Source organism: Butyricicoccus sp. AM32-19 (assembly GCF_003480365.1).
Taxonomy (GTDB): Bacteria; Bacillota; Clostridia; order Oscillospirales; family Butyricicoccaceae; genus Agathobaculum; species Agathobaculum butyriciproducens.
Genome location: NZ_QUIX01000003.1, coordinates 200,251 through 226,523, shown reverse-complemented (window position 1 = coordinate 226,523; position 26,273 = coordinate 200,251). Strand labels below are relative to the sequence as shown.

26 protein-coding genes are annotated in these 26,273 nt (G+C 53.2%); 8 read left to right on the top strand and 18 right to left on the bottom strand.

Annotated elements, in window-relative coordinates; all coding sequences use genetic code 11:
- Positions 1–83: 83 nt before the first annotated feature.
- From DW806_RS04820 to DW806_RS04810, 3 genes are read right to left on the bottom strand one after another with little or no spacing between them, the layout of a single operon-like run.
- A complete protein-coding gene (locus tag DW806_RS04820) occupies positions 84–380 on the bottom strand; it encodes a DUF3847 domain-containing protein (protein ID WP_008703759.1) in 297 nt (98 codons plus the stop codon).
- The gene (locus DW806_RS04815; protein WP_008703761.1) at positions 373–714 is read right to left on the bottom strand and encodes a DeoR family transcriptional regulator; all 342 of its coding nucleotides are present in this window, start codon (positions 712–714) and stop codon (positions 373–375) included. Before DW806_RS04815 ends, DW806_RS04820 begins: the two co-directional genes overlap by 8 nt.
- Positions 711–899, bottom strand: a complete 189-nt coding sequence (locus DW806_RS04810; RefSeq protein WP_005930722.1) for a hypothetical protein — start codon at positions 897–899, stop codon at positions 711–713. The genes DW806_RS04815 and DW806_RS04810 overlap by 4 nt, the downstream gene beginning before the upstream one ends.
- 483 nt (positions 900–1,382) lie before the next feature.
- Between DW806_RS04810 and DW806_RS04800 the strand changes: the two genes are divergently transcribed.
- The gene (locus tag DW806_RS04800) at positions 1,383–2,189 is read left to right on the top strand and encodes a helix-turn-helix transcriptional regulator (protein WP_118729272.1); all 807 of its coding nucleotides are present in this window, start codon (positions 1,383–1,385) and stop codon (positions 2,187–2,189) included.
- A gap of 99 nt (positions 2,190–2,288) precedes the next feature.
- Here DW806_RS04800 and DW806_RS04795 read toward each other — a convergent pair whose 3' ends face one another.
- The 6 genes from DW806_RS04795 to DW806_RS04770 all read right to left on the bottom strand — a co-directional run bounded on the left by DW806_RS04795 (position 2,289) and on the right by DW806_RS04770 (position 9,774).
- Complete coding sequence (locus DW806_RS04795; RefSeq protein WP_117762285.1) at positions 2,289–2,855, bottom strand: CPBP family intramembrane glutamic endopeptidase; 567 nt, start codon at positions 2,853–2,855, stop codon at positions 2,289–2,291.
- Between the two features lie 47 nt (positions 2,856–2,902).
- Positions 2,903–3,280, bottom strand: a complete 378-nt coding sequence (locus tag DW806_RS04790) for a TnpV protein (protein ID WP_118729271.1) — start codon at positions 3,278–3,280, stop codon at positions 2,903–2,905.
- A gap of 656 nt (positions 3,281–3,936) precedes the next feature.
- A complete protein-coding gene (locus DW806_RS04785) occupies positions 3,937–5,295 on the bottom strand; it encodes an MATE family efflux transporter (RefSeq protein WP_118729270.1) in 1,359 nt (452 codons plus the stop codon).
- Between the two features lie 118 nt (positions 5,296–5,413).
- Positions 5,414–6,904, bottom strand: coding sequence for a Na+/H+ antiporter NhaC family protein (locus DW806_RS04780; RefSeq protein WP_118729269.1), 1,491 nt, complete (start codon positions 6,902–6,904; stop codon positions 5,414–5,416).
- 140 nt (positions 6,905–7,044) lie between these two features.
- Positions 7,045–8,430, bottom strand: coding sequence for an alanine/glycine:cation symporter family protein (locus DW806_RS04775; RefSeq protein WP_118729277.1), 1,386 nt, complete (start codon positions 8,428–8,430; stop codon positions 7,045–7,047).
- Positions 8,431–8,574: 144 nt separating this feature from the next.
- Positions 8,575–9,774, bottom strand: a complete 1,200-nt coding sequence (locus DW806_RS04770) for a nucleotide sugar dehydrogenase (RefSeq protein ID WP_118729268.1) — start codon at positions 9,772–9,774, stop codon at positions 8,575–8,577.
- A gap of 97 nt (positions 9,775–9,871) precedes the next feature.
- Between DW806_RS04770 and epsC the strand changes: the two genes are divergently transcribed.
- Genes epsC through DW806_RS04755 form a run of 3 tightly spaced genes read left to right on the top strand, consistent with a single transcriptional unit; the run spans position 9,872 to position 11,416 of the window.
- Positions 9,872–10,648, top strand: a complete 777-nt coding sequence (gene epsC / locus DW806_RS04765) for a serine O-acetyltransferase EpsC (protein ID WP_118729267.1) — start codon at positions 9,872–9,874, stop codon at positions 10,646–10,648.
- A gap of 52 nt (positions 10,649–10,700) precedes the next feature.
- On the top strand, positions 10,701–11,060 hold the full coding sequence (locus DW806_RS04760; RefSeq protein WP_118360541.1) for a sulfite exporter TauE/SafE family protein: 360 nt from the start codon (positions 10,701–10,703) through the stop codon (positions 11,058–11,060).
- Entirely contained in the window at positions 11,057–11,416 is a 360-nt protein-coding gene (locus DW806_RS04755) for a sulfite exporter TauE/SafE family protein (RefSeq protein WP_118729266.1), read from the top strand. The genes DW806_RS04760 and DW806_RS04755 overlap by 4 nt, the downstream gene beginning before the upstream one ends.
- Before the next feature lie 252 nt (positions 11,417–11,668).
- Here DW806_RS04755 and rnhA read toward each other — a convergent pair whose 3' ends face one another.
- Together rnhA and DW806_RS04745 are read right to left on the bottom strand one after the other, a co-directional pair.
- Positions 11,669–12,106: a ribonuclease HI gene (gene rnhA / locus DW806_RS04750; RefSeq protein WP_110435770.1), complete on the bottom strand. Its 438-nt coding sequence runs from the start codon at positions 12,104–12,106 to the stop codon at positions 11,669–11,671.
- 252 nt (positions 12,107–12,358) lie between these two features.
- On the bottom strand, positions 12,359–13,759 hold the full coding sequence (locus DW806_RS04745; RefSeq protein ID WP_118729265.1) for a sodium-dependent transporter: 1,401 nt from the start codon (positions 13,757–13,759) through the stop codon (positions 12,359–12,361).
- A 269-nt stretch (positions 13,760–14,028) separates the two neighbouring features.
- Between DW806_RS04745 and proC the strand changes: the two genes are divergently transcribed.
- The 4 genes from proC to DW806_RS04725 all read left to right on the top strand — a co-directional run bounded on the left by proC (position 14,029) and on the right by DW806_RS04725 (position 17,061).
- Positions 14,029–14,835 carry a pyrroline-5-carboxylate reductase gene (gene proC, locus DW806_RS04740; protein ID WP_118729264.1) on the top strand — a complete coding sequence of 269 codons (807 nt, stop codon included), beginning with the start codon at positions 14,029–14,031 and terminating at the stop codon, positions 14,833–14,835.
- Positions 14,836–14,974: 139 nt separating this feature from the next.
- Entirely contained in the window at positions 14,975–15,292 is a 318-nt protein-coding gene (locus tag DW806_RS04735; protein ID WP_117750626.1) for a hypothetical protein, read from the top strand.
- A gap of 78 nt (positions 15,293–15,370) precedes the next feature.
- The gene (locus DW806_RS04730) at positions 15,371–16,243 is read left to right on the top strand and encodes a radical SAM protein (RefSeq protein ID WP_118729263.1); all 873 of its coding nucleotides are present in this window, start codon (positions 15,371–15,373) and stop codon (positions 16,241–16,243) included.
- Between the two features lie 218 nt (positions 16,244–16,461).
- Positions 16,462–17,061 (top strand): zinc dependent phospholipase C family protein, encoded by a 600-nt coding sequence (locus DW806_RS04725; protein ID WP_118360546.1) that lies wholly within the window; start codon positions 16,462–16,464, stop codon positions 17,059–17,061.
- Between the two features lie 91 nt (positions 17,062–17,152).
- Here DW806_RS04725 and gyrA read toward each other — a convergent pair whose 3' ends face one another.
- The 7 genes from gyrA to dnaN form a co-directional block, all read right to left on the bottom strand.
- Positions 17,153–19,735 carry a DNA gyrase subunit A gene (gyrA, locus tag DW806_RS04720; RefSeq protein ID WP_118729262.1) on the bottom strand — a complete coding sequence of 861 codons (2,583 nt, stop codon included), beginning with the start codon at positions 19,733–19,735 and terminating at the stop codon, positions 17,153–17,155.
- Between the two features lie 58 nt (positions 19,736–19,793).
- Entirely contained in the window at positions 19,794–20,816 is a 1,023-nt protein-coding gene (locus DW806_RS04715; protein WP_118729261.1) for a threonine aldolase family protein, read from the bottom strand.
- A gap of 11 nt (positions 20,817–20,827) precedes the next feature.
- Entirely contained in the window at positions 20,828–22,768 is a 1,941-nt protein-coding gene (gene gyrB, locus DW806_RS04710) for a DNA topoisomerase (ATP-hydrolyzing) subunit B (protein WP_118360549.1), read from the bottom strand.
- 154 nt (positions 22,769–22,922) lie between these two features.
- Positions 22,923–23,183, bottom strand: a complete 261-nt coding sequence (gene remB / locus DW806_RS04705) for an extracellular matrix regulator RemB (RefSeq protein WP_110435761.1) — start codon at positions 23,181–23,183, stop codon at positions 22,923–22,925.
- A 269-nt stretch (positions 23,184–23,452) separates the two neighbouring features.
- A complete protein-coding gene (recF, locus tag DW806_RS04700; protein ID WP_118729260.1) occupies positions 23,453–24,565 on the bottom strand; it encodes a DNA replication/repair protein RecF in 1,113 nt (370 codons plus the stop codon).
- Between the two features lie 76 nt (positions 24,566–24,641).
- Positions 24,642–24,848 (bottom strand): S4 domain-containing protein YaaA, encoded by a 207-nt coding sequence (gene yaaA / locus DW806_RS04695; protein ID WP_110435759.1) that lies wholly within the window; start codon positions 24,846–24,848, stop codon positions 24,642–24,644.
- The gene (dnaN, locus tag DW806_RS04690) at positions 24,841–25,950 is read right to left on the bottom strand and encodes a DNA polymerase III subunit beta (protein ID WP_118729259.1); all 1,110 of its coding nucleotides are present in this window, start codon (positions 25,948–25,950) and stop codon (positions 24,841–24,843) included. The genes yaaA and dnaN overlap by 8 nt, the downstream gene beginning before the upstream one ends.
- Positions 25,951–26,273: the final 323 nt, after the last annotated feature.

The window sequence follows — 26,273 nt, the reverse complement described above, 5'->3', positions numbered from 1 at the left end:
AAAATCACAGCCCTCCGGCGAGGAGCCTTCGGAGAACGCAATGCACCAACCTCTGGGTGGTGTATAATTGCGCCCTTAGTAAACTAAGGGGTTTCTGGCTTCTTCCGTTCCAGCAGTTTTTTCAATAATTCCTGCGTGTCCTGCCTGTGAAAAATGATTTTGAGCAACACCTTGACATCATCATCTGTCAGGCGTTCCGGCTCTTGCAGAAAACTTTCCAGCATACCGCCACGGATACAGAGCCGGTGCGTCCGTTCCTTTCGGGTAAGCTGCTTCAACTGGTGCTGCAACGCCTTTTCATCATTGATGGCTTTCCGCAGTTTCTTTTCGCTTTTTTCCAACTCCCGGTTGAGCTTTTCCAGCTTTGAGGTATCAGGCAAGGGCAGCGTTCTCCTTTCCCGGTATCAGCACATAAATCCTGTTTGGTTCTCCAATGCCCTGACGCACCCGCATGATAAGCCCGGCGGTTTCCAGTTCATTCAAAGAACGCTTGACCGTCATGGGGCTGCGGGACAGGACTGTAGCAATGGCTGTGACAGGGAAGCAGACAAACAGGATTCCATTTTCGTCCTCCTGCCCTTTGGACAGCATAGCGTCCAGCATCCGGCAGTACATGACCTTTGCGGTGCTGCTGACTGGAAATCCTGTCAACGCTCTGGGAAAGGGCATACAGGGCGGCAATGGTGTGTCTATCGTCATAAATTCAAAATTCATTCGGTGTGTTCCTCCTTTTTCTTTGCTCGTTTGGATAAATAACGGGGGCAGTCAATCACAACCGCCCGGAAGCTCTGCCTGCACCCGTGCTGGCATTTCCGGCATAATTCGTTGTAAGTGACACGCCCCCGGTCATTGAGGTAAAAGGAAAGCTCATGCTTCCTCTTTTTGCTCATTCTCGGCATATTGCGCTTCCTCCCGTTTTAGTGTATGGTTTCGGGGCGATTTTCGGCAAAATTACGCTCATAGAGCCGCTTAAAATCTCCCGAATTATCAGCGATAGGGTAGACTATCCCCCTATCCGATTGTCGTGTTTCGGTATCATTTCAGTGTCAGTTCGCCAGTTCTCCCCGGTGTCGTTCCTCCCCTGAATCTCACAGCGGCGTATCGCTCCCTTTGGTATGCTCGTTTCGGTCAGGGTTCCTCCACATCCCTGCCAAAAGTCATGGCACTACATCGCCGGGGAAGCATATCCCACACAGGCTGGTCATTCGATTGGAATAATCCATCGATGAACTACCTGTATCATAGAACATTTTTGTGCCCTATGCCGTATGTCCACAAAGTAGGAATTAGGGGTAAAAATCAGAAATTTCCACGATTGCGGAATTGATATGGTATAATCAATTCAACGGTTATAAATGTTGTCAGAAGGGGGAACTGCTTCAATGAACGGAGCTACTACAATACAGGAACGGCTAAAAGATTTACGATTAAACAAAGGATTAAAACTGGAAGAACTGGCTGAGCAAACGGGTATTTCAAAATCGGCTCTTGGCAGTTATGAAAAAGATGACTATAAGGAAATCAATCATGGCAACCTTATCCTGCTGGCAGATTTTTATGGGGTGTCCCTCGATTATCTCTTTTGCCGGACAGAGAACATGGTGGAGATCAACACGCCATTAAGGGAGCTGCATTTGAGTGATGAAATGGTGGCACTTCTGAAAAGTGGTCGGATTAACAACCGTCTGCTCTGCGAACTTGCCACACATAAGGATTTTATCAAGTTTCTTGCGGATATTGAGATTTATGTGGATGGGATTGCCACCATGCAGATTCAGAACCTCAATGCCCTTGTCGATACCGTCCGGCATGAAATCATTGAACGGTATCGCCCTGGCGAAGACGACCCCCATTTGAAAGTGTTGCAAGCCGCCCATATCAGTGATGATGAATATTTCAGCCACATGGTTCTGGATGACCTCAACCTCATTATCCGGGATATTCGGGAAGCCCATAAAAAGGACAGCGAGAGTGCACCCCAGACCACCGTTGCCGATGAACTGAAAGAAAATCTGGAAGCTGTCGAAAATTTCAAAGGCAGCCGGGATGAAAAGCTGGTTGTTCTTTACTGCAAGCAGCTTGGTATCAACTATAAAAATCTGTCAGACGAAGAATTTCGCTGGCTGATTCGGATTCTCAAAAAATCAAAGAAAATGGGAACGCCTATCAGCCAGAGGAAAAAACGATAAAGAAAAACCGCTGTTGCATGGTTTGTTGGCTTCCATGTAGCAGCGGTTCGTGCTGTGGTTATTCAGTTGATATTGTATAAAGCGATAAACTGTAAGCTATCAATCGCCACTTAGGCGTGTTTTCCCAATAACAATGTAAAACAACGGTATCATTATAATCATTGCTGCTATGATATGTACATATATGAAACTTTGTGTTCCTGTAACAAGAAACAAACTTGTTATTGTATAATTCCATAACCAATGAAATCCTGTGGGCATCCAAATACTCTTTGTAGTGTAAAACATTTCATTGGCAAATATTCCATATAGAAAAGGAAAAATAAACATTACCAGAACAGAAATATTATCGGTATTAAAAATATGTGGTAGTGTAAAAATAAGTGCAGCTATTACGCAACTCAAATACTTATTTTTACATTTTTGCAGCAACAGCCCAAAAATAATTCCTCTAAAAATAACTTCTTCAATAAAGGACACGAAAAAGTAAAATATGAATTTCCCTTTATGATTCATCAACAGTGATAAAAAATCAGTGTCTTGAAGAATTATATTTGATTTGACTGATGAATAAACTATAAACAATACAATGATTGGCATTATAGCTCCAACTGCAAAATTCAGAAAATCTATTTTTCTAAAATATAACCCTATGCTTTTTAACATAACGCACCTTTTAACCTCTGATTTGTCATAATCCTGACACCATACTATTATGAATAAATTATCTCTTGCAAAACAATTTCTTCTGCCCGATTGTGGATATTATTGCACCGCCGCACCCATTCCATTTGACGGGTACACTTTAATTCCTCGGTTACGCCCTCGGCAATTTTCATCTGCTCCATGATGGTGTCTAACCGTTCCTGTGCCTGTTCGTTCAGGTCTGAAAGATATGTCCATAACTCTCCAGTCAAGGTCAATGTGTTCAATCGGGCTGGATGGATTTCCCTTAAATATTCCCGGTGCAGCCGTCCATACTTTCCAACGGGGCGGTGTTCTTCCGGCAGTTTCAGGTCTGGGATGTAGTAATCTCCAACAAGGATATAATCAATTCCGTTTTCCGTTATTCTTGGTTTCAATTCGCTCATGTTTTAATCTCCTCATTCTGGCTCATTTTTTTGCAAGTCTAGCTCTCCAGAAATATTGGTAAATCTTTGGTAAATTTGAGACTGAAGCACAAAAAACGCTTAAAAACGGGGCTTATGAGACGATTTGAGACTTTTCATCATGCCCGGTAAATCCTGCCGTGGCAAATAAAAAGTATCCTCACCCAAACACCTCCTGCTGTTTTTCTCCATCATATCACACAGAGCCGCAATCATCACGCAATTTCAAAACCCACCATTCCTGTGAACGGCATGCGCGCCTCGTTTTTTCCGTGCAAAACAGTACCCCGCCGAATGGAATTATACTCGCTTTCCATCCGGCGGGGTATCTCAATTATGAGGAGTTGTTCTTCATATTGCGGAAGCTGCGACCCTGCAATTCATCAGCCGGTATCGAAGCCGTTACTCGACGGTGCTGTCCGCTTCTTCCGTATTATCTGCTGTGCTTATACCATAGCAGATTTTCGATCATCCGGAACGTCTTTTTCACGAAATGCAGTTTTGCGGGAACGAAATGCAAAAAGGCCCTGCCCTAAAGCGAGAAATTGTCAGCCGTGTCGTTATGCAGATTCTTAATAAACAGGCATGAAAAAAGGTTTCCCGATGGGAAACCCTTTCATTTACAATTTTACGGCCGGTTAGAATGTAGGCAGATTCTTTTTCCATGCGCCGGACTTATAGAAGAACACCGACAGACCCGAGCCGAGGAACCAGCCAATCGGCCAGCTAAGCCAGATACCGTGCTCGTTGCCGACCACATAGAACAGTGCAATGGACAGCACCACGCGGATAATCAGGTCGGAGAACGTCGTTACCATGAACGGACGCATTGCGCCGGCGCCGCGCAGCACGCTGTCGCATACGAACTTGGTGCATACGACCAGATAAAACGGCACAACCGTGAACAGGTAGCCTCGTGCGACATCGATAACACCGGAGGCACTGCCCGCCGGAACGAACAGGCTGATGATCTTATTCGCAAACGGCAGATAGATCGCCATAAACACCACGGACAGGCCGAGCGAATACACCGCACCCCATTTGAGACCCGGACCGATGCGGTCCAGCTTGCGGGCGCCGATATTCTGCGCAACATAGCTGGACAGACCGGACGCGAACGACATGCAGCAGGTCAGCGCAAACTGGTTGACGCGGTTTGCCGCCGAGAATCCCGCGATAACGGTCGCACCGCACAGGTTGATGTAATACTGAATGACCACATTGCCGACCGATACAAAGCTCTGCTGTGCGATGGACGGCACGGCGTAGTTTGTCAGGCGGCGCAGCATTTCGGGCGCGAACAGCACGAAGTGGTGGCCCGTATCAAATGAGCGCACACGGTGCAGCAGCAGCACAAACGCCAGAATACCGGACGCACCCTGCGCAATAAACGTCGCCCATGCAACACCGGCAACGCCCCAGTGCAGACCGGCAACAAATACCATATCCAGAATGACATTGCCGACCGAGGACAGCACAAGCAGGATCAGCGGCGTTCGGCTGTCGCCCATGGCATTGAAGATACCCGTACACACGTTATAGATAAACAGGAACAGCAGACCAAACACATACACGCGCAGATACAGTGAGCCGTCCGCAAAGATATTCTCCGGCGTGGACAGCGCGTTCATGATGCCGTGCGTACCGATGGCTCCGATCAGCGTCAGCAGCAGCGCTACCGCCGTGGTGGTGAGCAGTGCGGTCGAGATGGCGGTCTTCATGCGCAGATAGCGCTTTGCGCCGAACAGCTGCGAGACGAGCACGCCGGTACCGATGTTGATACCGGTTGCGACCGCAACGAACAGCTGTGTGATCGGATAGCTGGCGCCGACGGCGGCCAGCGCCAGCTCACCGGCTTCTACAGTTTCGGCAAAACGGCCTACGATGATGGAGTCAGCCATCTGGTACAGCTGCTGGAACGCGACGCTGAGCAGCAGCGGAATCGAGAACCAGAACAGCTTCTGTGACGTTTTTCCGACGGTAAGGTCAGTGGTCAAACGGGATACCTTCTTTCGGGAGTCTGCTTATCCGGTTTTGACCGGATAAAATGGTTTTTTTGCAATTTTATGCTCTCCCCGAAGGGAGAGCATAATTTTACGACTTTGATTTACGTTGTTACGCCTTTTTCTTCTGACGTGCGGTAATAACCGCAATAGTGAGCACCAGCAGTACCGCACCTACGCCAAGCGCCAGAATGCCGTTTCCGGTCACACCGCCGACGAGGAAGCCGACAAAGCTCATCGCCGCGATCATCAGCGCGTACGGCATCTGCGTGGAAACGTGATCAATATGGTTGCACTGTGCACCCGCGGATGCGAGGATGGTCGTATCCGAGATAGGCGAAATGTGGTCGCCGCAGACCGCACCGGACAGGCAGGCTGCCACGGTCATGACCAGCATGGTGGACGGTGCATCGCCGAATACCGCAATAGCGATCGGGATCAGGATGCTGAACGTGCCCCAGGAAGTACCGGTGGCAAAGGCCAGACCGAGCGCGATGAGGAAGAATACCGCCGGCATGAACATACCGATGGTGGATTCCGCCTTCACCACAGAGGATACGAAGCCGCCGATGTTGAGGTACTCTTCACGGCAGACACCGGACAGCGTCCACGCAAGCGTCAGGATGAGAATAGCCGGAACCATTGCCTTGAAGCCCTCGGTGAATGCCTCACAGAACTGGCCAAAGGACAGCACCTTGCGCGGGATGTACAGCACAAAGGTGAACAGCAGCGTGAAGAACGAGCCGAGCACCAGCGCGGTGGAAGAATCGCAGTTTGCGAACGCCTCAACAACGTTTGCGCCGTCCAGAATGCCGCCGGTGTACAGCATGCCTGCAATGCAGAGCACGATCAGTACGCTGATCGGCAGGATCAGGTCGTAAACCTTGCCCGAGCCGGCTACAACGTGAGTTTCCTCAATCAGAGAGAGATCGTCATCCTTATGCGCGAGCTCGTACTTTTTCATCGGGCCGAAGTCGAAATCAGCAGCCATCAGCCAGATGAGGAACGCCAGCGTGAGCAGCGCATACAGGTTCAACGGGATGGTCTTGAGGAACAGCGAGAAGCCGTCCAGCGTGCTCGATTCCGGCAGGGACGAGCCGACCGCCGCCGCCCACGAGGAGATCGGCGCGATGATGCAGACCGGAGCCGCCGTTGCATCGATGATATACGCCAGCTTTGCCCTGGAAATGCTGTACTTGTCCGTCACCGGGCGCATGACCGTGCCGACGGTGAGGCAGTTGAAGTAATCGTCCACGAAAATGAACATTCCGAGGAACGAGGTCGCAAACGACGCGCCGCGCCGGCTGCGGATGGTCTTGACCGCCCACTCACCGTATGCGCGTGATGCGCCCGATTTGGTGATGAGCGATACCAGAATGCCGAGCAGTACGAGGAAGATACAAATATTGATATTATCTCCCAATTTACTGCCCATGATGGTGAAAGTCGTTTCGACGGCTTTCAGCGGATGGAAGCCCGTATAGAGCAGCGCACCCGAAAGAATACCGATCATCAGCGAGGAGTAAACCTCCTTCGTGATCAGCGCAAGCGCGATTGCGATGATCGGCGGCAGCAATGTCCAGACAGTTGCCGTAACGTCCATTCCTTATTTCCCCCTTATACGCAGACATATCGTGTCCGCAATTCCATTCTATTTTATATGGATTTAACCGGATTTACAAGTGCTAATCCGGTTTTTTCCGTCCGAAAAGATATTTTTGTGCAACTTGCAATGGTTTAACGTCATAAATTGCGTTTATAGCGACACCATTCCGCAATCACCTGCCGCCGAAGGGCCAGCACGCCCGCTAGATTAGGCAGCGCCATCAGGCCGTTGAACGTGTCGCTGAGCGCCCACACCGGCTCAAGCCGCATCATGCAGCCCGCTACCGCCGCCAGAAGAAAGGCCGCCTTGTAGACCGGAATCACCCGCTCCCCCATCAAATAGGCCGCTGCACGCTGTCCGTAATATGACCAGCCGAGCAGGGTCGAGAATGCAAACAGCGCGAGCGACACCGCAACGAATCCCCTGCCGAACCGTCCGAATACGGTGGAGAACGCCTCTGCGGTAAGCTGTGCACCGGTTGTCAGCTGAGAAAGCAAAGGCGTTCCGGACGCGAGCGCGTAGCGGCTTACGTCGTATACCCCGCTCGTGAGAATGACGAACGCGGTGACACTGCACATCACAATCGTGTCGAAGAACACCTCAAAAACCGCCCACATCCCCTGTTCACACGGCTCTTTTGCGTCTGCGGCAGCATGCACCATGACGGATGAGCCCAGCCCGGCTTCATTTGAAAATACGCCGCGCGACACGCCCGCCCGGACGGCCTGCGTCATGCCGTAGCCGAGCACGCCGCCTGTGCCCGCCCGCATATCGAATGCCATCGAGCAAATCTGCGCGAACGCCTGCGGCAGCGCCGCCCGATACACCCACAGCACAACGACCGCACCGCCCATGTAGAACAACGCCATGAACGGTACGAGCGTTTCCGTCACGCGGGACAGCCGTTTGAGGCCGCCGAGCAGCACCGCGCCGAGCAAAACCGCGGTCACCGTGCCGACGATCCCGCTCGGTATGCCGAACGAGCCGGAAAGTCCCTGCGCGATTGAGTTGCACTGGCTCATGTTGCCGATACCGAACGATGCCAGCACACAGAACAGCGCAAAGGCTCCCGCCAATAGCGGACTGTGCAGACCGTTTTTCAGGTACAGCATGGCTCCGCCGCGCCAGCTGCCGTCCGCTCCCCGCTCACGGTAGAGCATGCCGAGCGTGTTCTCCGCAAAAGCCGTCATCATGCCGACAAAGGCGCTCACCCACAGCCAGAATACCGCGCCCGGACCGCCGAGCGTCAGCGCGGTTGCCACACCGGCGATGTTGCCCGTGCCGACCGTCGCGGCAAGCGCAGTGCACATGGCCGCAAACGGAGAAACGCCGCCGCTTGTCCGTCTTGCAGCACCGGTAAAGCAGGAAAACAGTGTTTTCCGCAGCCAGAGCATGCAGTACCGCACCTGAAAAACTCCGGTCACCGCCGTGAAGTACAATCCGGTGCCGAGCAGCAGAATCAGCATGGGCGCGCCCCATATCAGGCCGCGCAGCCGCTCATTTACCTGTAAGATATCGTCCATCGGCATCCCACCTCTCCCCTGTTCCGCATTATATGAACCGGAATTCAGCGGCAGAACGCCCATAATCACTCATTTCTAACGACTAATTCCTACTTCAAACAACAGAAAGCCGCCCAGACAGGCGGCTTTCTGTTATTTGCGAAATTATTCCATCAGACCAACGCAGTCGAAGTACGGCTTCTCTGCGATCTTGTCTTTGTTCTCCTTGAACAGTGTGTGACCGAGTGTGATGACCAGATAATCTGCCTTGAGAACCTCCTCGAACGATACGTTCGGGATGTTCTGCACCTCAGTGCCCTTGGCGAATGGCTCGCACGCAATAACCTTTACGCCCTTTTCCTGCAGGATGTGGCACAGCTCGATGGACGGCGACTCACGCAGATCGTCAACGTCCGGCTTGTAGGACAAGCCAAGCACGCCGACCGTGTCGGTTACCTTCTTCATCTTTGCTACAACCTTGTCAGCGACGAAGTGCGGCTTGTTCTCGTTGCGCTCGCGTGCCGCAAGGATAACCTTAGCCTCCGCCGGGAACTGCTCGTAGATAAACCACGGGTCAACTGCGATGCAGTGGCCGCCAACGCCGACACCCGGGGTCAGGATGTTAACGCGCGGATGGCAGTTTGCCAGCTTGATCAGCTCAAATACGTCAATGCCCATCTTGTCGCAGATAACGGACAGCTCGTTTGCGTAAGCGATATTGACATCACGGAAGGTATTCTCGGTCAGCTTGCACATTTCGGCGGTCAGGTCGTCGGTCTTGTGAACGACACCCTTCTCAAGCACCTTCTCGTAGATGGATGCCGCCATTTCAGCAGCCTCCGGCGTGCGGGCGCCGACGATGCGATCATTGTTCTTCAGCTCGTACATCATGTTGCCCGGGATAACGCGTTCCGGACAATGTGCAACGTGAATCTCATTCATCGGAATGCCGGATTCCTCGCTCAGTACACGCGCGAGCATCTCGGAGGTGTGCGGCGGCACGGTGGACTCCAGAATGACCAGATTGGACGGCTCGAGCACCTTGCCTGCCATACGGCCTGCAGACTCTACAAAGCGCAAATCAGCCTTGTGGCTGCCGTTCTCGTCCTTAAAAAACGGCGTCGGAACCGAAATATAGAATACATCGGACTTGCCAAGCTCTTCGGAAAAATGCAGATGACCGTGTGCAACAGCCTTTTCAAAGGCTTCCTGCAGACCCGGCTCTACAATATGGATATGACCGCCCTGCAGGGTTTCGATGGTATTTTTGTTTACGTCAAAGCCGCAGACCTCAAAACCGGCCTCAGCCAGCGTGATCGCCGTCGGCAGGCCGATATACCCCAGTCCCATGACAGTAATTTTCATAATTTTCGTACCTCGTTCAGCATAATCTTCTTACATTATACCACTTTTTTCACGGAATTCAACGTAGTGTTTGAATTTTCACCGAAAAGAGTCTATAATGATACTATCGTTCGTTTATGCAAGTATCATAAACGACTGTCGGAACCTTTTATCTTCCGATTGCATATACTGCTTTATACCCCTAAAGTTTGGAAGGGATACTATGATTTTTAAGGGATTGCTCGAGGATGCACGCTCGATCCGGGACCGTGACCCGGCAGCACGCACCACATTGGAAGTTGTTTTGCTCTATCAGGGCTTTCATGCCCTGTTTTACCACCGTCAGGCGCATTGGCTGTACAAACACAAGCATTTCTTTCTTGCGCGTGCACTGTCGCAGTTTGCACGGCATATGACCGGTATTGAGATCCACCCGGGCGCCAAGATCGGCAAACGCCTGTTTATTGACCACGGCATGGGCATCGTTATCGGTGAAACCGCCGAGATTGGTGATGACTGCACGATTTACCACGGTGTAACGCTCGGCGGTACCGGTCACGACACCGGCAAGCGTCATCCGACCATTGGCAACAACGTGCTCATTTCGACCGGCGCGAAGGTTCTCGGACCGTTCAAGGTGGGTGACAACAGCCGTATCGGCGCGAATGCTGTCGTACTGCAGGAGGTTCCGCCGGATTCCACGGTTGTCGGCATCAAAGCGCGCGTCGTCAAGATTGCCGGTCAGCGTGTCGGTCCGTCTCCGGCATATGCACTCGACCAGGTCAACCTGCCGGACCCGCTTGCACAGGAGCTGTGCCGTCTGCAGAACCGTGTTTACGCCAACGAGCAGAAGCTCAAAAAGGAAGAGGAACGCGAGCGCGAAGCCGACAAATAATACACATAAAAGCAAGCCCTTCGGTGCAAACTGTCACCGGAGGGTTTCTTTTATGAAAATTTCAGTAAAATATGCGGTCACCGGTGCACTTTCCGGTGCAGCAAACGGATTTTTCGGGGCGGGCGGCGGGTTATTTCTCGTACCGCTGCTGATTTCCTGGTGCGGCATGGAGCAGAAGCGCGCATTTGCAACCTCAGTCGCGGTAATTTTCCCGCTGTGCGCGGTCTCAGCGGTGATTTACTGGCTAAAGGGCGGTCTGCCGATTGGGCAGGCGGTGCCGTATCTGCTCGGCGGCGCGGCAGGCGGCGTGCTGGCCGGAAAGCTATTCGGCAGGGTAAAGGCGGACTGGCTGCGCCGTGCATTCGGCGTGTTGATTCTCTATGGCGGCATCCGTGCCGTCCTGCTGCTGTGAGCGCGGTACTTGCGGTCGCAATCGGTCTGCTGACCGGTATTTTAAGCGGCTTCGGCATTGGCGGCGGATCACTTTTGCTGCTGTATCTGACACTTTTTAAAGGGACAGGGCAGTATCAGGCGGGCGGCATCAACCTGCTGTATTTTCTCTCGTGTGCGCCTGCAGCGCTGATTTCGCACCGCAAAAACGGACTCATCGAAAGGGAAGCGGTCAAATGCTGCGTACCGGCAGGCGTGGTGACGTCCGTGCTTGCGGCGCTGCTTGCCGCAAGAGTGGACACCGATCTGCTGCGGCGTGCTTTCGGCGTGGTTTTACTCTATATCGGCGTAAAAGAGACCTTTTTACGCAAAAAATAACACCTTCTTCACAAAATATGAAGAAGGTGTTCAGTTTGTCTAAAGAGTGGATATTCCTGTCGCTCCATCCAATTCGCGCTGTAGCGCGCGTAAAATAGAATTTGCTTCGCAAATTCGTAAAAACCGGGAGCATGTATCTCGGTTTTTACACTTCTGGAGGGAGAAAGTTTCTGTATAGGAACTTTCGGACGACTTTGGAACGGCCCACGGTCCGTTCCTGCTTGTCGGCGAAACTGTAGTTTCGCGACAGCCTTACTTATACTTCTGATACTCGCCGACGGCAAGCTCGTCACAGCGGTTGTTATATGGATTATCCGCATGCCCCTTGACCCAATGGAACCGCACCTCGTGTTTATCCAGCAGATCGAGCAGACGACCCCAGAGTTCCGGATTTTTTGCAGGTTTCTTATCGCTTTTAACCCAGCCGCGCGCACGCCATCCCTTGGCCCAGCCCTTGGTAATGCCGTCAACAACATACTTGCTGTCCGAATACAGATCGACCGAGCACGGCTCCTTGAGGGTCTCGAGGGCGGTAATTACACCGAGCAGCTCCATGCGGTTGTTCGTGGTGGACGGCTCGGAGCCGGAAAGCTCCTTTTCCGCCTTGCCGTACTGCAGGATCGCACCCCAGCCGCCGGGACCCGGATTGCCCGAGCACGCGCCATCCGTGTAAATGGTTACAGTTTTCATTGGTTTTCTCCTGTGAGAGTGTTAGGCAATACCGCATAATTGAACAAGAGCGATTTGCGATCAAATTTTGCGTACTGATGAGGCGCGAATTTGCAGCAATACTTGCCGTATTGCAAGAAATCTCGGCAGCGCGGACGGAACTCGCGCAAGGAACCGAAGCCAAAATCAGGGCGCAAAATTTCCGCAAAGCGCCGCGGCAGCGCGACCGGAGCCTGCGCAAGGAGCCGCGGCTTTAATTGTGCGGTGTTGCCTTTAGATAGTGAAAAGGTGGAATACCTTGGTTGCCAACTCGGAAGCGAGGATCGCTGCCAGCATCACCGGAGCCACCCAGCGCACCATAACGCGGTGCAGCTTCTCGCGGTGGAACGAACCAGCGCCTTCCTTTACCTCGTCTGCGATGACCTTAGCGCCGACTACATGACCAATCAGGATGCAGGTGAGCAGCGCCACGATCGGCATGAGCACGGAGTTGGAGATAAAGTCAAAGAAATCGAGGAACTGCATGCCAATAACGGTGATCGTTGCCCACGGACCATAGCCAAGACAGGACAGCATGCCAATGAGCAGGCAGCTTACCGTAATAACGATGGTAGCCGTCTTGCGCTTCATGTGTGCCTTGTCCATCAGCACGGAAACCAGTGTTTCCATCAGCGAAATGGAGGAGGTCAGCGCCGCAAACAGCACGAGCAGGAAGAATACTGCGCCGATAATGGTGCCAAACTTCATGGAGTCGAATACCATCGGCAGAGTGATGAACATCAGACCCGGACCGCTGTTTACCTGAGACGGATCGCCGCCGTTGAACGCGATAACCGCCGGAATGATCATCAGACCGGCCACAAACGCGAACAGCGTGTCGAAAATCTCAATCTGGGTGACAGAGTGCTCAAGCAGATTTTCCTTCTGCATATAGGAGCCGTAGGTGATCATAATACCCATTGCCAGCGACATCGAGTAGAACATCTGTCCCATCGCGCCAAGCACGGTAGATACCGAAAACTGCGAGAAATCAGGCAGAATATAATATTTCAGACCCTGCAGTGCACCCGGAATGGTCAGCGAGTAGATTGCGATAACGATCGCCAGAATGGCGAGAATCGGCATCATGATACGGCTTGCCTTCTCGATGCCCTTCTCAACACCGAAGATAACGACAATGGTGGTCGCCAGCACGAACAGGATGAACCACGGGGTCGGTCCATTTAAGCTGAAAATCGTCGAGGACAGCGAACCCGCATCGTAGCCAATGAAACTGCTGAAAAATCCGCCGTTGTCGGCCGCCTCCAGTGCGTTGCCGCTGATAAAGGTGAACAGGTATTTCATAACCCATCCGCCGATAACACAGTAATACGGCGTGATGATGAACGGCACGAACGCCGCCAGCCAGCCGAGGAATCCGAACCGCTTATCAAGCGCCTTGTACGCACCGATACAAGACAGACGGGTCTTTCGTCCGATGGCAATCTCGGTAATCATCAGCGAAAAGCCGAACGTCAGCGCGAGAATGAGATACACCAGCAGGAAAATACCGCCGCCGTACCGTGCCGCCAGATAGGGGAATCGCCAAAGGTTGCCCAGACCTACCGCCGAGCCTGCCGCCGCCAGCACGAAACCAATTCGGCTGGAGAAGCTGCTTCTCTTTTTTTGTTCCATGTTTTGTGTTTTACTCCCTTACATACAATATCTTTTAGCCTGTCCGAAATGACAGCCATAATGAAATAAAAGTATTTTTATTGTACCATATCCGAAAGTTTTTCACAAGCTGTTTGCAGGAAAAGTCCATTGTGCTATAATATCTTTTATCAGATATGATTGTTTTATCTGCCATAATTTGAAAGAAACGGCAGCATTCCTTTCGCAGAGCGGGCTGCTCTCTATCTTTAAGCATATATGAAAATAAACCATAAACGAGGTGTATTGACATGAAAAAATACAAATTCGGTGTTCTCGGTGCCGGCAACATGGGTACCGCTATCGCAGAAGGCGCAGTGCGCGCAGGCCGTCTCACGCCTGAGCAGGTTCTGATGTTCAACCGCAGCGAGGAAAAACGCGCCGCTCATGCAGCCAAGGGCTACGCCGTCACAGGTGACTATACCGAGGTCTACGCAGAAAGCGAGATCGTGCTGCTGGCCGTTAAGCCGCAGAATTTTGACGAAATCCTGCCGAATCTGGCGAAATTTGAAGGAGAAAAGCCGCTTGTCGTATCCATTGCCGCAGGCGTGACCTTCGCCAAGCTGGAGGGTGCGCTCGGCGCGGACACCGCAATGATCCGCGTGATGCCGAACACGCCGCTTATGCTCGGCGAGGGCGCAACCCAGCTGGTTAAGAATGCGGCCGCAACCGACAAGCAGCTGTCCGAACTCTGTGAACTGTTCAACACCATGGGCGTTACCGTCACGTTTGAGCAGGAGAACATGCTCAACGAGGTCATTCCGTATGCCGGTTCGGCTCCGGCGTACCTGTATGCCTACGCGGACGCGTTCGTGCAGAGCGCGAAGCAGCACGGTATCAACGAGGACGACGCGCTGACGCTCATCTGTCAGACCATGATCGGCTCGGCCAAAATGCTGCTGCGCCGCGATAAGACGCCGGCAGAGCTGATCCGCGCGGTGTGCTCGCCCGGCGGCACCACCATTGAGGGCATGAAGGTGCTTGAGGACCGCGATCTGTACGGAATCGTGTCGGAAGCCTGCGATAAATGCATTAAGCGCGCCTATGAGCTCGGCTAAATGTGCCGTTAGCATTGACTTTGCTCCGTCCGTATGGTAAAGTATAGGCAAAGCACTTAATCGGCATTTACGCTGTATTTTGTTTAATTGATTTTTATTATGACAATAGTTCCGCATCATTTGAGAGGGAGTGGATACCGTGAAAAATTCTACCAAGGTGAAAGCAGGTCTGCTGCTGACCAGCCTTGCCTGTGCAGCCGGTGCTACCGCAGCGCTTGTCATGCTTCAGAAAAAGCGTGAAGAGGAAGTTTACCACGAGGCTGAACTGAAGGCCATGGATGAGTTGGAGGAAATGATGCGTGCCGAGTCCGACTGTGCCTCCTGCGCATGCGCAGAGGAGTGTGCGGATACTTCGGTATATCAGGACGCATTTGACGATGCGCCCAAGGCAGCTGAACCGGCGGCTGAGGAGCCGCAGGCTGAGGCCGAGGAAGAGCCGGAAGCCGAAGAGGACTAACCCAATGTTACCAGCAAACGGACGGAATACTCCGTCCGTTTTGTTTATCCAAATAGCTAAAATAAGGAGTTTTTACCCATGATTGAATACGAAGGCAGAGTTTTTCGTCCGCCCTCTGAGGCATACAGCCTAATTGTGCAGGTCACCATCGGCTGCAGCCACAACAAGTGCACCTTCTGCGATATGTACAAGGAAAAGCGTTTCCGCGTACGCAAGCTGGAGGAGGTCAAGGCAGATTTTGACGAGGCACGCCGCATGTACCGCCGTGTCGGCCGTATTTTTCTGGCAGACGGTGATGCGCTGATGTGCCGTCCCGAGCACATGGCAGAAATCCTGCGCTACATCAAGAAGGTATTTCCGGAGTGTGAGCGCGTTACCAGCTATGGCTCTCCAGCGTCCATTCTGTGCAAAAAGCAGGAAGATTTGAACATGCTGCACGATTTAGGTCTGGAGATGATCTATCTGGGTCTGGAATCCGGCTCGGATGAGGTACTGCGCCGCATCAACAAGGGCGAAACCGCCGATGAGATCGTTCGTGCGGGTTTGATGGTCAAGGAAGCCGGCATGAAGCTGTCCGTTACCTGCATTGCGGGTCTCGGCTCGCTGGAGCTGAGCGAGGAGCACGCCATCAAGACCGCAGGAGCACTCTCCCGCATGAAGCCAGAGTACATCGGCCTGCTGACCCTGCTGTTTGAGCTGCCGACACCGCTCATGCGCGACTGGCAGGAGGGCCGTTTCTACCTGATGAACCCGATTGAAATCGCGCACGAAACCCTCATCCTGCTCGAGCATATCGACTCCGAGGGCAGTGTTTTCCGTGCAAATCACGCGTCTAACTACGTTAATCTGGCGGGCACGCTCAATCAGGACAGGGAAGCCATGTGTGCACGTCTGCGCAAGGCACTTGAGGGCAAAATCAAATTCAAGAGCGAGCAATACCGGGCAAGATAACCAATTTAATGCAACTTAAATTGTGATAATCCGCAAAATTGTTAACATTCTGTGTTGTTTGCGTTACAATTTTCAAAAAAGCGAGACAATGTGCAAAAAGTGTGCTATACTAGCTTTAATCGTGAAAAGCGGAGAGGATGCTTTTCGGGTGTTAAGAAATTGTTAATTTAATATTTACTGTTAGCATTAACATATGTTCCGTCTTGGAGGACTGATAAATGGATTCCGTATCCCACATTCGCGTTGCAAATCTGCTGATGGATTACGTTGAGCAGACCTGCGGCGTGACCTTTGATCAGAGCGGCTTTATTTACGGCAATCTGAAACCGGATCTGACCGGTACTTACCTCACCAAACGCCATAACCCGTCCATTATGATGGATGAGGTGATGGAAAAAATCCGCACTTTTACGCACAAGTATACCATCGGGCGTACCAACGGACGCGAGCTGTCGGTCGATCTCGGCGAAATCTGCCACTACATGACCGACTTTTTCACCTACCCGCACAACGACGATATCTACGAGCACAATCTGCTCGCACATTATGTTTATGAAAAGCGCGTTGCACTGGTAATTCGCCGCCGTATGACCGAAGATAAGTTTGAGAAATGGGCAAGTCCCATCATTCCGCCCACGACCGTGGACACACTCGTGAACCGCATTTCCACGATGCACGAGGCTTACCGCACTTCGACTAAGCCGCATGGCATCAACGACGATCTGCAGCATATCTGCATCGCTACCGCTACCGTGGTGCTGTCTATCATCAGCATCGTTTACGAGCAGGTCGAGGATACTGCAGTCGCTACCGCGTAAAACTGTATAAGTCAAAAAACCGCCTTTACAGGCGGTTTTTCTGTTTTTCAGGTACAAAAAGACGAGTTCAAACGGACTCGTCTTTTGCTGTTTATTCTTCAGCTGCTTCGGTGGACTCTGCGTTTTCAGCGGATTCAGAGGTTTCTTCCTCGGCTTCTGCCGGGTCTTCCTCCTCCTTGTCCGTGCGGGCAATCGAGATAACCTTCACGTCCTCACCGGTGCGCATTACGATAACGCCCTGCGAGCCGCGGCCGCATTCGCGGATCTCCTCAACGCCGGTACGGATGATAACGCCGTCATCGGTGATGATCATAACGTCGTTTTCGCTGTCTACAACCGCGATGCCTGCCACCAGACCGGTCTTTTCGGTCAGGTTATGCAGCATCATGCCGCCGCCGCCGCGATGATGCACGGTGAACTCCTCGACCGGGGTGCGCTTGCCGTAGCCGTTCTCGGTAATGGAGAGCACATATGCGTCCTTGCGGGCACGCGCCGCGCCGATAACGTAATCGCCCTCAGCCAGCTTGATGCCGCGCACGCCGGTAGCCACACGGCCCATTGCACGAACCTCGTTCTCGTCAAAGCAGATGGCCTTGCCCTCGTGGGTGGCAATTAGGATGTTCTGCTCGCCGTCGGTCAGGCGAACGTCAACCAGTGCGTCATCCTCGTTGAGGTTGAGCGCACGCAGACCCGCGCGGCGGATGTTCTGCAGGTCGCTCAGCACGATACGCTTTGCAATACCCTGACGGGTGACGAAGAACAGGAACTTATCATCTGCAAACTCCTGAATCGGGAACATTGCGGTGATTTTTTCACCGCTTTCCAGCTCCAGCAGGTTTACAATGTTCATACCCTTTGCCGAGCGTCCGGTCTCCGGAATCTGGTAGCCCTTCAGCTTGTAAACCTTGCCGCGATCCGAGAAGAACAGGATGGTGTCATGCGTGGACGCGGTGAAGATATCCTTTGCGAAGTCCTCCTCACGGGTGCTCATTGCGGAAACACCGCGGCCGCCGCGGCGCTGTGCGCGGTAAACCGAGGTCGGCTGGCGCTTGATATAGCCGAAGTGGGTGAGGGTATAGGCGCAGTCCTGCTGCTCTATGAGATCCTCAATGTCAATCTCATCTGCTACATTTTCGATGCGGGTATGTCGCTCATCGCCGTACTTCTGCTTGATTTCCTGCAGCTCCTGCTTGACAACAGCAAGAATATTCGCATCGCACGACAGAATTTCCTCAAAGCCCGCAATGCGGCTCTCGAGATCCTTATACTCGTCGTTGATCTTCTCCTGCTCCAGACCGGACAGGCGGCCCAGACGCATATCTACGATGGCCTGCGCCTGCGGCTCGTCGAGGTGGAACTCGAAGTGCTCCGAGCCGTCCACGATGCCGAGCAACGCAATCTGATCAATCCAGAACGGCTCTGCCATCAGGTTTTCCTTGGCTTCAGCTTCGTTTCTGGAAGCGCGGATGATGGCAATAATACGGTCGATATTGTCGGTTGCGACCTTGAGACCTTCCAGAATGTGTGCACGGTCGCGCGCCTTCTTGAGATCAAAACGCGTGCGGCGCTCGACAACGTCCTTCTGGAAACCGATATACTGATCGAGAATCTGGCGCAGCGTCAGCACACGCGGCTGCAGCTTGCCGCCCGCACCCGGCACGAGCGCGATGTGAATCATCGAAATGGTATCCTCAAGCTGAGAGTAGGTGAACAGCTGATTGAGGATGACCTGCGCGTTCGCGTCACGGCGGATATCGACCACAATCTGCATGCCTTCACGCGAGGAATGGTCCTGGATATTCGTGATACCCTCCACGCGCTTATCCTTGACGAGATTTGCCATGGACTCGACCAGACGCGCCTTGTTGACCATGTACGGAATCTCGGTGATGATAATCTGGCTCTTGCCGTTCGGCAGATCAACAATTTCGGTCTTTGCGCGAACCTTGATCTTGCCACGGCCGGTTGCATAAGCCGCACGGATGCCGCTGCGGCCCATGATAACGCCGCCGGTCGGGAAGTCCGGGCCCTTGATAAACTGACAGATCTCGTCCATCTCGGCTTCCGGATGGTCGATGACATAGCAGGTGCCGTCGATGACCTCGGAAAGATTATGCGGCGGGATGTTGGTCGCCATGCCGACCGCGATACCGGACGAGCCGTTCACCAGCAGGTTGGGGAAGCGGGAGGGCAGTACGACCGGCTCCTGGCGCTCCTCATCGAAATTCGGCTGGAAATCGACCGTGTTTTTCTTGATATCCGCCAGCATGTAGTTTGCCAGCTTGGCCATGCGGGCCTCGGTGTAACGGTAAGCTGCCGGAGGGTCGCCGTCCACGGAACCGAAGTTGCCGTGACCGTCGATCAGCGGATAGTGCAGCGAGAACGGCTGCGCCATACGCACCATCGCGTCATAAACCGATGCGTCACCGTGCGGATGGTAGCGGCCGAGCACATTACCGACGGTCGTTGCCGACTTGCGGTAGGGCTTATCCGAGGTCAGGCCGTCCTCGTACATGGCGTACAGGATGCGGCGGTGTACCGGCTTGAGGCCGTCGCGCACATCCGGCAGCGCGCGGCCGACAATAACACTCATTGCATAGTCGATATAACTTTTCTTCATCTCGCGTTCGAGATCGACCTGCATGATTTTCTGCTGTTCGTATTCTTGACTCATATTTTAATTTTGCCTCCAAAAGTGTTGGCTTTCAGCCGAAAACGACTGTTTTTATCGCTTAGAGGATACTGAGAAGCTCGTCCACCTGCTCCTCGGTCGTCGCCCAGCTGGTCGTCAGACGGATGACCGTATGCTCCGCGTCGTATTTCTCTATAAAGCTGTAAACTACCTTGGTTTTCAGTTCAGGCAGTCTGCTGTTTTCTACAATGATGAACTGCTGGTTGGTGGGGGACTCGATCGCGAAGCGATATCCCTTTGCTTTGAGACCGTCCCGCAGCTTGATGGCGAGTTTGACCGCCGGTGCGCAGATTTTCTCGTACAGCCCATCAGTGAACAAGGCATCGAACTGCAGCGCGTTCAGACGGCCCTTTGCGATCATTGCGCCGCGGCGCTTGACCATCGTGACAAACTGGCGCGGCATATTTCCGTGCGTGAACACAACGGCTTCACCGCAGAGTGCGCCGCATTTGGTGCCGCCGATGTAGAACACATCAGTGAGCTTTGCGATGTCTGCCAGTGTCACATCGGTATCCGCCGTGAGGCCGTAGCCGAGGCGTGCACCATCCAGAAACAGCGGCATGGCAAACTCCTTGCAAACGGCAGAAATGCGCTCCAGCTCGTTTCTCGTGTAAAGCGTGCCGTATTCAGACGGATGGGAGATGTACACCATGCCGGGAAATACCATATGGTCATGGCTTGCGTCCGCGTAAAAGGTCTGAACATATTCGCGGAGATCGTCCGCATCTAGCTTGCCGTTCTTATGCGGAACGGTCAGCACCTTGTGTCCGGTGGACTCGATGGCGCCGGCTTCATGCGTGTTCACATGCCCGCAGGAGGACGCCACAACGCCCTCATACGGACGGAGCAGCGTATCAATAACGACCATGTTGGTCTGTGTGCCGCCCGTCAGAAAATACACCTGAGCGTCCGGGCAGTCCGCCGCCGCTTTAATCTTTTCTGCCGCCGAAGCGGTAAATTTATCGTTGCCGTAGCCGGAAACCGGCTCCATATTCGTCTGTGCCAGATGTTCTAAAACCTTGGGGTGTGCGCCATAACCGTAATCATTTTCAAAAAACAGCATAGTTTTCTCCCTTATACGTCCAAATTCATTACATATTTTGCATTTCGCTCGATAAATTCGCGTCTGGGTTCTACCTTTTCGCCCATCAGGAGTGCAAAGGTTTCATCGGCGGCTGCCGCGTCCTCCATCGTAACCTGCAGCAGTGTACGATGCTCCGGGTCCATGGTGGTCTCCCACAGCTGCTGCGGATCCATCTCGCCGAGGCCCTTGTAGCGCTGTACGCGCACGTTGTCGCCCATTTCAGCGATGCAGTCGCGCTGCTGCTCCTCGGTGTAGGTGTAGCGGACATCCTTGCCCTTTTCGTTCTTGAACAGCGGCGGCTGTGCGATGAACACATGGCCGTGCTCGATCAGCGGGCGCATGAAGCGGAAGAAGAATGTCAGCAGCAGGGTGCGGATATGGCTGCCGTCCACATCGGCATCGGCCATCAGGATGATCTTGCCGTAACGCAGCTTTGCGAGGTCAAAATCATCACCGAAGCCCGCGCCGAACGCGGTAATCATCGGAGTCAGCTTGTCGTTGCCGTAAACACGGTCGAGACGCGCTTTTTCGACGTTCAGCATCTTGCCCCACAGCGGCAGGATCGCCTGATGACGGCGGTCGCGGCCTTCCTTGGCGGAGCCGCCTGCGGAATCACCCTCGACGATGTAGATTTCGGTGTAGGTCGGATCCTTTTCAATGCAGTCCGCCAGCTTGCCCGGCAGGGAAGCCGAATCCAGTGCAGACTTGCGGCGGGTCATCTCGCGCGCCTTCTTTGCAGCCTCGCGGGCACGCGCGGCGGTCTGCGCCTTTTCGATGATGGTGCGCGCTACCTGCGGGTTCTCCTCGAAGAAGGTCATCAGCTTCTCGGAAACCATCGCGTCCACCAGCGCACGCATTTCGCTGTTGCCCAGTTTGGTCTTGGTCTGGCCCTCGAACTGTGCTTCCTGCAGCTTGACCGAGATAATCGCGGTCAGACCCTCACGCGCGTCCTCGCCCTTGAAGGACTCATCGTCCTTGAGCAGCTTGTATTTCTTGCCGTAATCGTTGAGTACACGGGTAAGAGCAGCCTTAAAGCCGGTCTCGTGCGTACCGCCCTCGGTGGTGTTGATGTTGTTGGCAAAGGACAGCATCAGCTCGCTGTAGCTGTCGGTATACTGCATGGCAACCTCGGCCATCGAGGTATCGCGGCTGCCCTCCATGTAGATCACCTGATCGTGCAGCGGCGTCTTCGTGCGATTGAGGTGCTCCACGAACTGACGGATACCGCCCTCGTAGTGCATGACCTCCTCGACCGGCTCATCGTCGCGCTCGTCGCGCAGCGTGATCTTGAGTCCGGCGTTCAGGAACGCCTGCTCGCGCAGACGCTTTTCGAGTACATCGTATTCGTAGACCGTAGTCTCGAAGATCTCCGGGTCCGCGTGGAAGCGGATGGTCGTGCCGGTTTCGCTCTCACACGGCGTATCGCGCATCTTGACGGTCGTTACACCGCGCTCAAAGCGCATGTAGTGCTTGGTATGGCCATCGCGTACCTCGGCCTCCAGCCAGTCGGACAGCGCGTTTACGACCGACGAACCAACGCCGTGCAGGCCGCCGGATACCTTGTAGCCGGAACCGTCGAACTTGCCGCCTGCGTGCAGGACGGTGAGTACAACCTCGAGCGTTGGGATGCCCATCTGCGGGTGAATACCGCAGGGAATACCACGGCCGTTATCGGCAACGCGGATGATATCGCCCTTTTCAATCGTAACTTCGATGTGCGTGCAGTAGCCTGCCAGCGCCTCGTCGATCGAGTTATCGACGATTTCGTACACCAGATGGTGCAGACCGCGTGCCGAGGTAGAGCCGATGTACATACCCGGGCGTTTGCGGACAGCCTCTAAGCCTTCGAGTACCTGAATCTGATTTTCATCATAGGTCTCGGTAACCTTCAGGTCGAGCACTTCGTCCTTGATTTCGATTTCTTCACTCATATCGTTAAATTTCCTTTCCAGAAATTGCGGGAACAAAATAATTGAGAATTGAAAATGGAAAATGCCGCTATCCTTGCGCGGTTATGCTTTTATTAAATCACAGCGCACCGCGCCGAACCTTCATTCTCCATTACCCATTCTCAATTTTCAATTATCAAACGGCGTAGCCCTTTTCCGCACGTCTTTGAATAGCCTGCGGAGAAAGCTGCGTCAGGTACAGGGTCTCGCCGAGGGCGTTTTCGCACAGCACAGCCGCACGCGGCAGATCGTCGTACAGCTCGATGATCCGTCCCTCGTCCTGCAGGCGTTCGAGCAGCAGGCGCGTGCGCTTGGATGCGGTCGCCGTGTCCATATCGAACACCGCAACTACGCTCTGCAAGGGCACGATGTAGTCCTGACCTAAATGTAAATACATTCTATTCCTCCGGAATAATTAGAAATTAGTAATGCGTAATTAAAGTCCTGCGGATTTTCTATCCGTTTCAACAATCGCGCCGTGCGCGACACCCCAATTCCTAATTACTAACTGGATTTAATTATACCACTTTTTTCACTAATTGTGTACCCTAAACCTAAGGAAAAACAAATATTTCTCTGTTTTTTTGAAAGAAAACAAGGGCACGGCAGGGAATTTCGAGGTGGTATCTGTTCCCGCCGTGCAATAGTTTGTAAAAATATGTGATTTTAGTGTGTTTCTGCGGATTTTTTGCCGTTTTGGATATGGAAAACCGCGCCTGCACGCAGCTTTTCCGAGATGCCGTCCTCGCAGCAGGTGATCATGACCTGACCCGCCGATATGCGGTTGAGCACAAAGTCCTGACGACGGCGGTCAAGCTCGCTGAGCACATCGTCGAGCAGCAGCACCGGATACTCGCCGTCCTCGTCGAAGAACAGCTCACGCTCGGCGAGTTTAAGCGATAATGTGCAGGTCCGCACCTGTCCCTGAGAGCCGAAGGAAGCGGCACTGCGGCCATCCAGCAACAGCTCCAAATCGTCCTTATGCGGACCGGAGAGACAGCTTTTTGCTGCAATCTCAGCGGTCTTATGGCTGAACGCATGGTCGATGAGTTGCTTTTCGATTGTCCGTGCGTCTGCAAACGGGTCGCTGACACTCGACACGGTCTTATACACACCGGAGAGCACCTCGTGCGGCGCAATATCCGCATAGACGGCGGCCGCAGCCTTGAGCAGCTTACGGCAGTAGTACGCGCGGTAGCGGATAATCTGCGCGCCGATATGCGCCATGCGAAGCGAGAAATCCTCCCACATGGAGAGCAGGGAAGGCTTTTCTTCACTGTCGCGCAGAATGCGCGTTTTATGCTCGTGCAGACGGTTGTACTCCTCGAGATAGCGCGCATAGTTTGGCCGCATCTGGCACAGCGCAGTATCGAGAAACCGACGCCGAGCCGCCGCTCCGGCGCGGACAAGCATCAGGTCCTCCGGGCAGAACAGTACGGTTTTGAGCAGTCCCTGTGTGTCTGACTGGCGTTTCTGTCGCACACCGTTTTTATAGATTTCCATCGCTTTGGTGCGGGAAAACCGCAGTTCAAGCGAAATATCGCGCTCCTGCGCGACAAAATCCGCAAAGATGAAAGCATGATTCTCTCCGAACCGCAGCCCCTCTTTTTTCTGAGCCGTGCGAAACAGCCGCATGGTCGAGCAGGCCGCTGCCGCTTCGAGCAGGTTGGTTTTGCCCTGTCCGTTTTCGCCGCAGATCAGGTTGACCGCCGGATCGAACGCAAACGATTCGTCCGCGTAGTTGCGGAAATTCTGCAGTTTTAACGACTTGATGTACATGGGCTTCTCCATATTAGGCGATTTGTATGATAACGGACACGCAAAATTGCGTTCGTTATCATACATAGTGTTTATTTTATTTGATGCAGACCTTCGCGCCGTCCAGCTCTACCGTGTCACCGGAACGCAGTTTTTTGCCGCGCATGGTGCAGATTTCGCCGTTTACCAGCACTTCGCCCTCGGCAATGCGGATCTTCGCTTCGCCGCCGGAGCTTACCAGGTTTGCAAATTTGAGCAGTGCATCAAGTTTGATGAATTCGGTTTCAATTTTAATTTCAGTCATTGGCTTTCAGTCTCACAGGCAGTACAAGATAGGTGTATTTATCGCCTTCCATCGGCGAAATGATCATCGGGTTGAGCGCTCCCTTGAGCTGCAGCTTCACCTGCTCATCGCCGGCCGCGCGCAGCGCCTCCAGAATGTAACGGTTGTTGAAGCCGATCTCAAGGTTCTCGATCGAGCCGTCAAACGGGCATTCGTCATAACTCTTGCCGATCGCGGTCACGCACGACATCTGCACATACGAGCCGTCAAAGTGGAAGCGGATCGGGTTTTTCAGCTTTTCCGACACGATCAGGGAGACACGCTCGATGCACTGGATCAGCTCCTGGCGATCCGCCGAAACCTCGTGCTCGAACTCCTTCGGAATGGCCGCACGGTAGTTGAGAAACTCGCCGTCGATCAGACGGGTGATGAGGGTCGTGCCGCCGATGCGGAACAAAATGTTCTTGGAATCCGGGAAAATCTCGACAATATCGTCATCATCGTCCAGAATTCGTTCGATCTCGCGCAGGGACGTGCCCGGCACAACAAACTTCATATCATCGGGAACGCCCTCGACGGTCTCACGGCGTACAGACAGGCGGTAGCCGTCAACGGCCACGACGTTCAGGCGGCTGCCTTCGATTTCAAACAAGCAGCCGGTGTGGATGGGCTTGGATTCGTTATCCGAAACCGAGAAAATGGTCTGCGCGATCATGCTCTTGAGGATGGGCTGCGGCAGAGAGAGTCCCTTGTCGCTGGCCACATCAGCCAGAGCCGGATATTCGTCAGCCTCGCTGGCCATCAGGTTGAACACCGACCGGCCGCACTTGATGGTGGTCATCAGCTTGTCGTCGGTCTCAAGGTAGACCACGTCCTGCGGCAGCTTGCGAACGATGTCACAGAACAGACGGGAATTCAGTACGATTCTGCCGGGCTCTACCACATCGACCTGCGCGGTCGTGCGGATGCCCATGGACAGATCGTAGCCGGTGATGGTCAGAGTGTCTGCATCGGCTGCCAGCAGCAGACCTTCGAGCAGCGGCATCGAGCTTTTGCCGGTTACTGCGCGGGAGGCGATGTTGAGCAAATTCAGCAGGGTTTCTTTTTCACAGGAAAACTTCATAGTTGCTCCTCTCAAAAATGGAAATAAAACAAAGAGTCGATTTATGCAATGTTTGCATATTTATAAATATGCATCGGCGAATACTGTGCGATGGCACACACCTCTTAATGACTGTGTCCTCGACACGCGAACAGCTTTCAGCAGGTATTGCCGGCGGCGAGAAAGATCACACAGAATAGAAAGATAGGATATAGTATTCGTAGTAGTACCTGGGGAAATTGGGGAAAACCCGAAAATCCTCAGGTATGGCGCGGGAAATGTCGTACACAGGAGGTTGTGGATGAAAAATAAACGATACACAGTGAAAATAACCCCACTGTTTA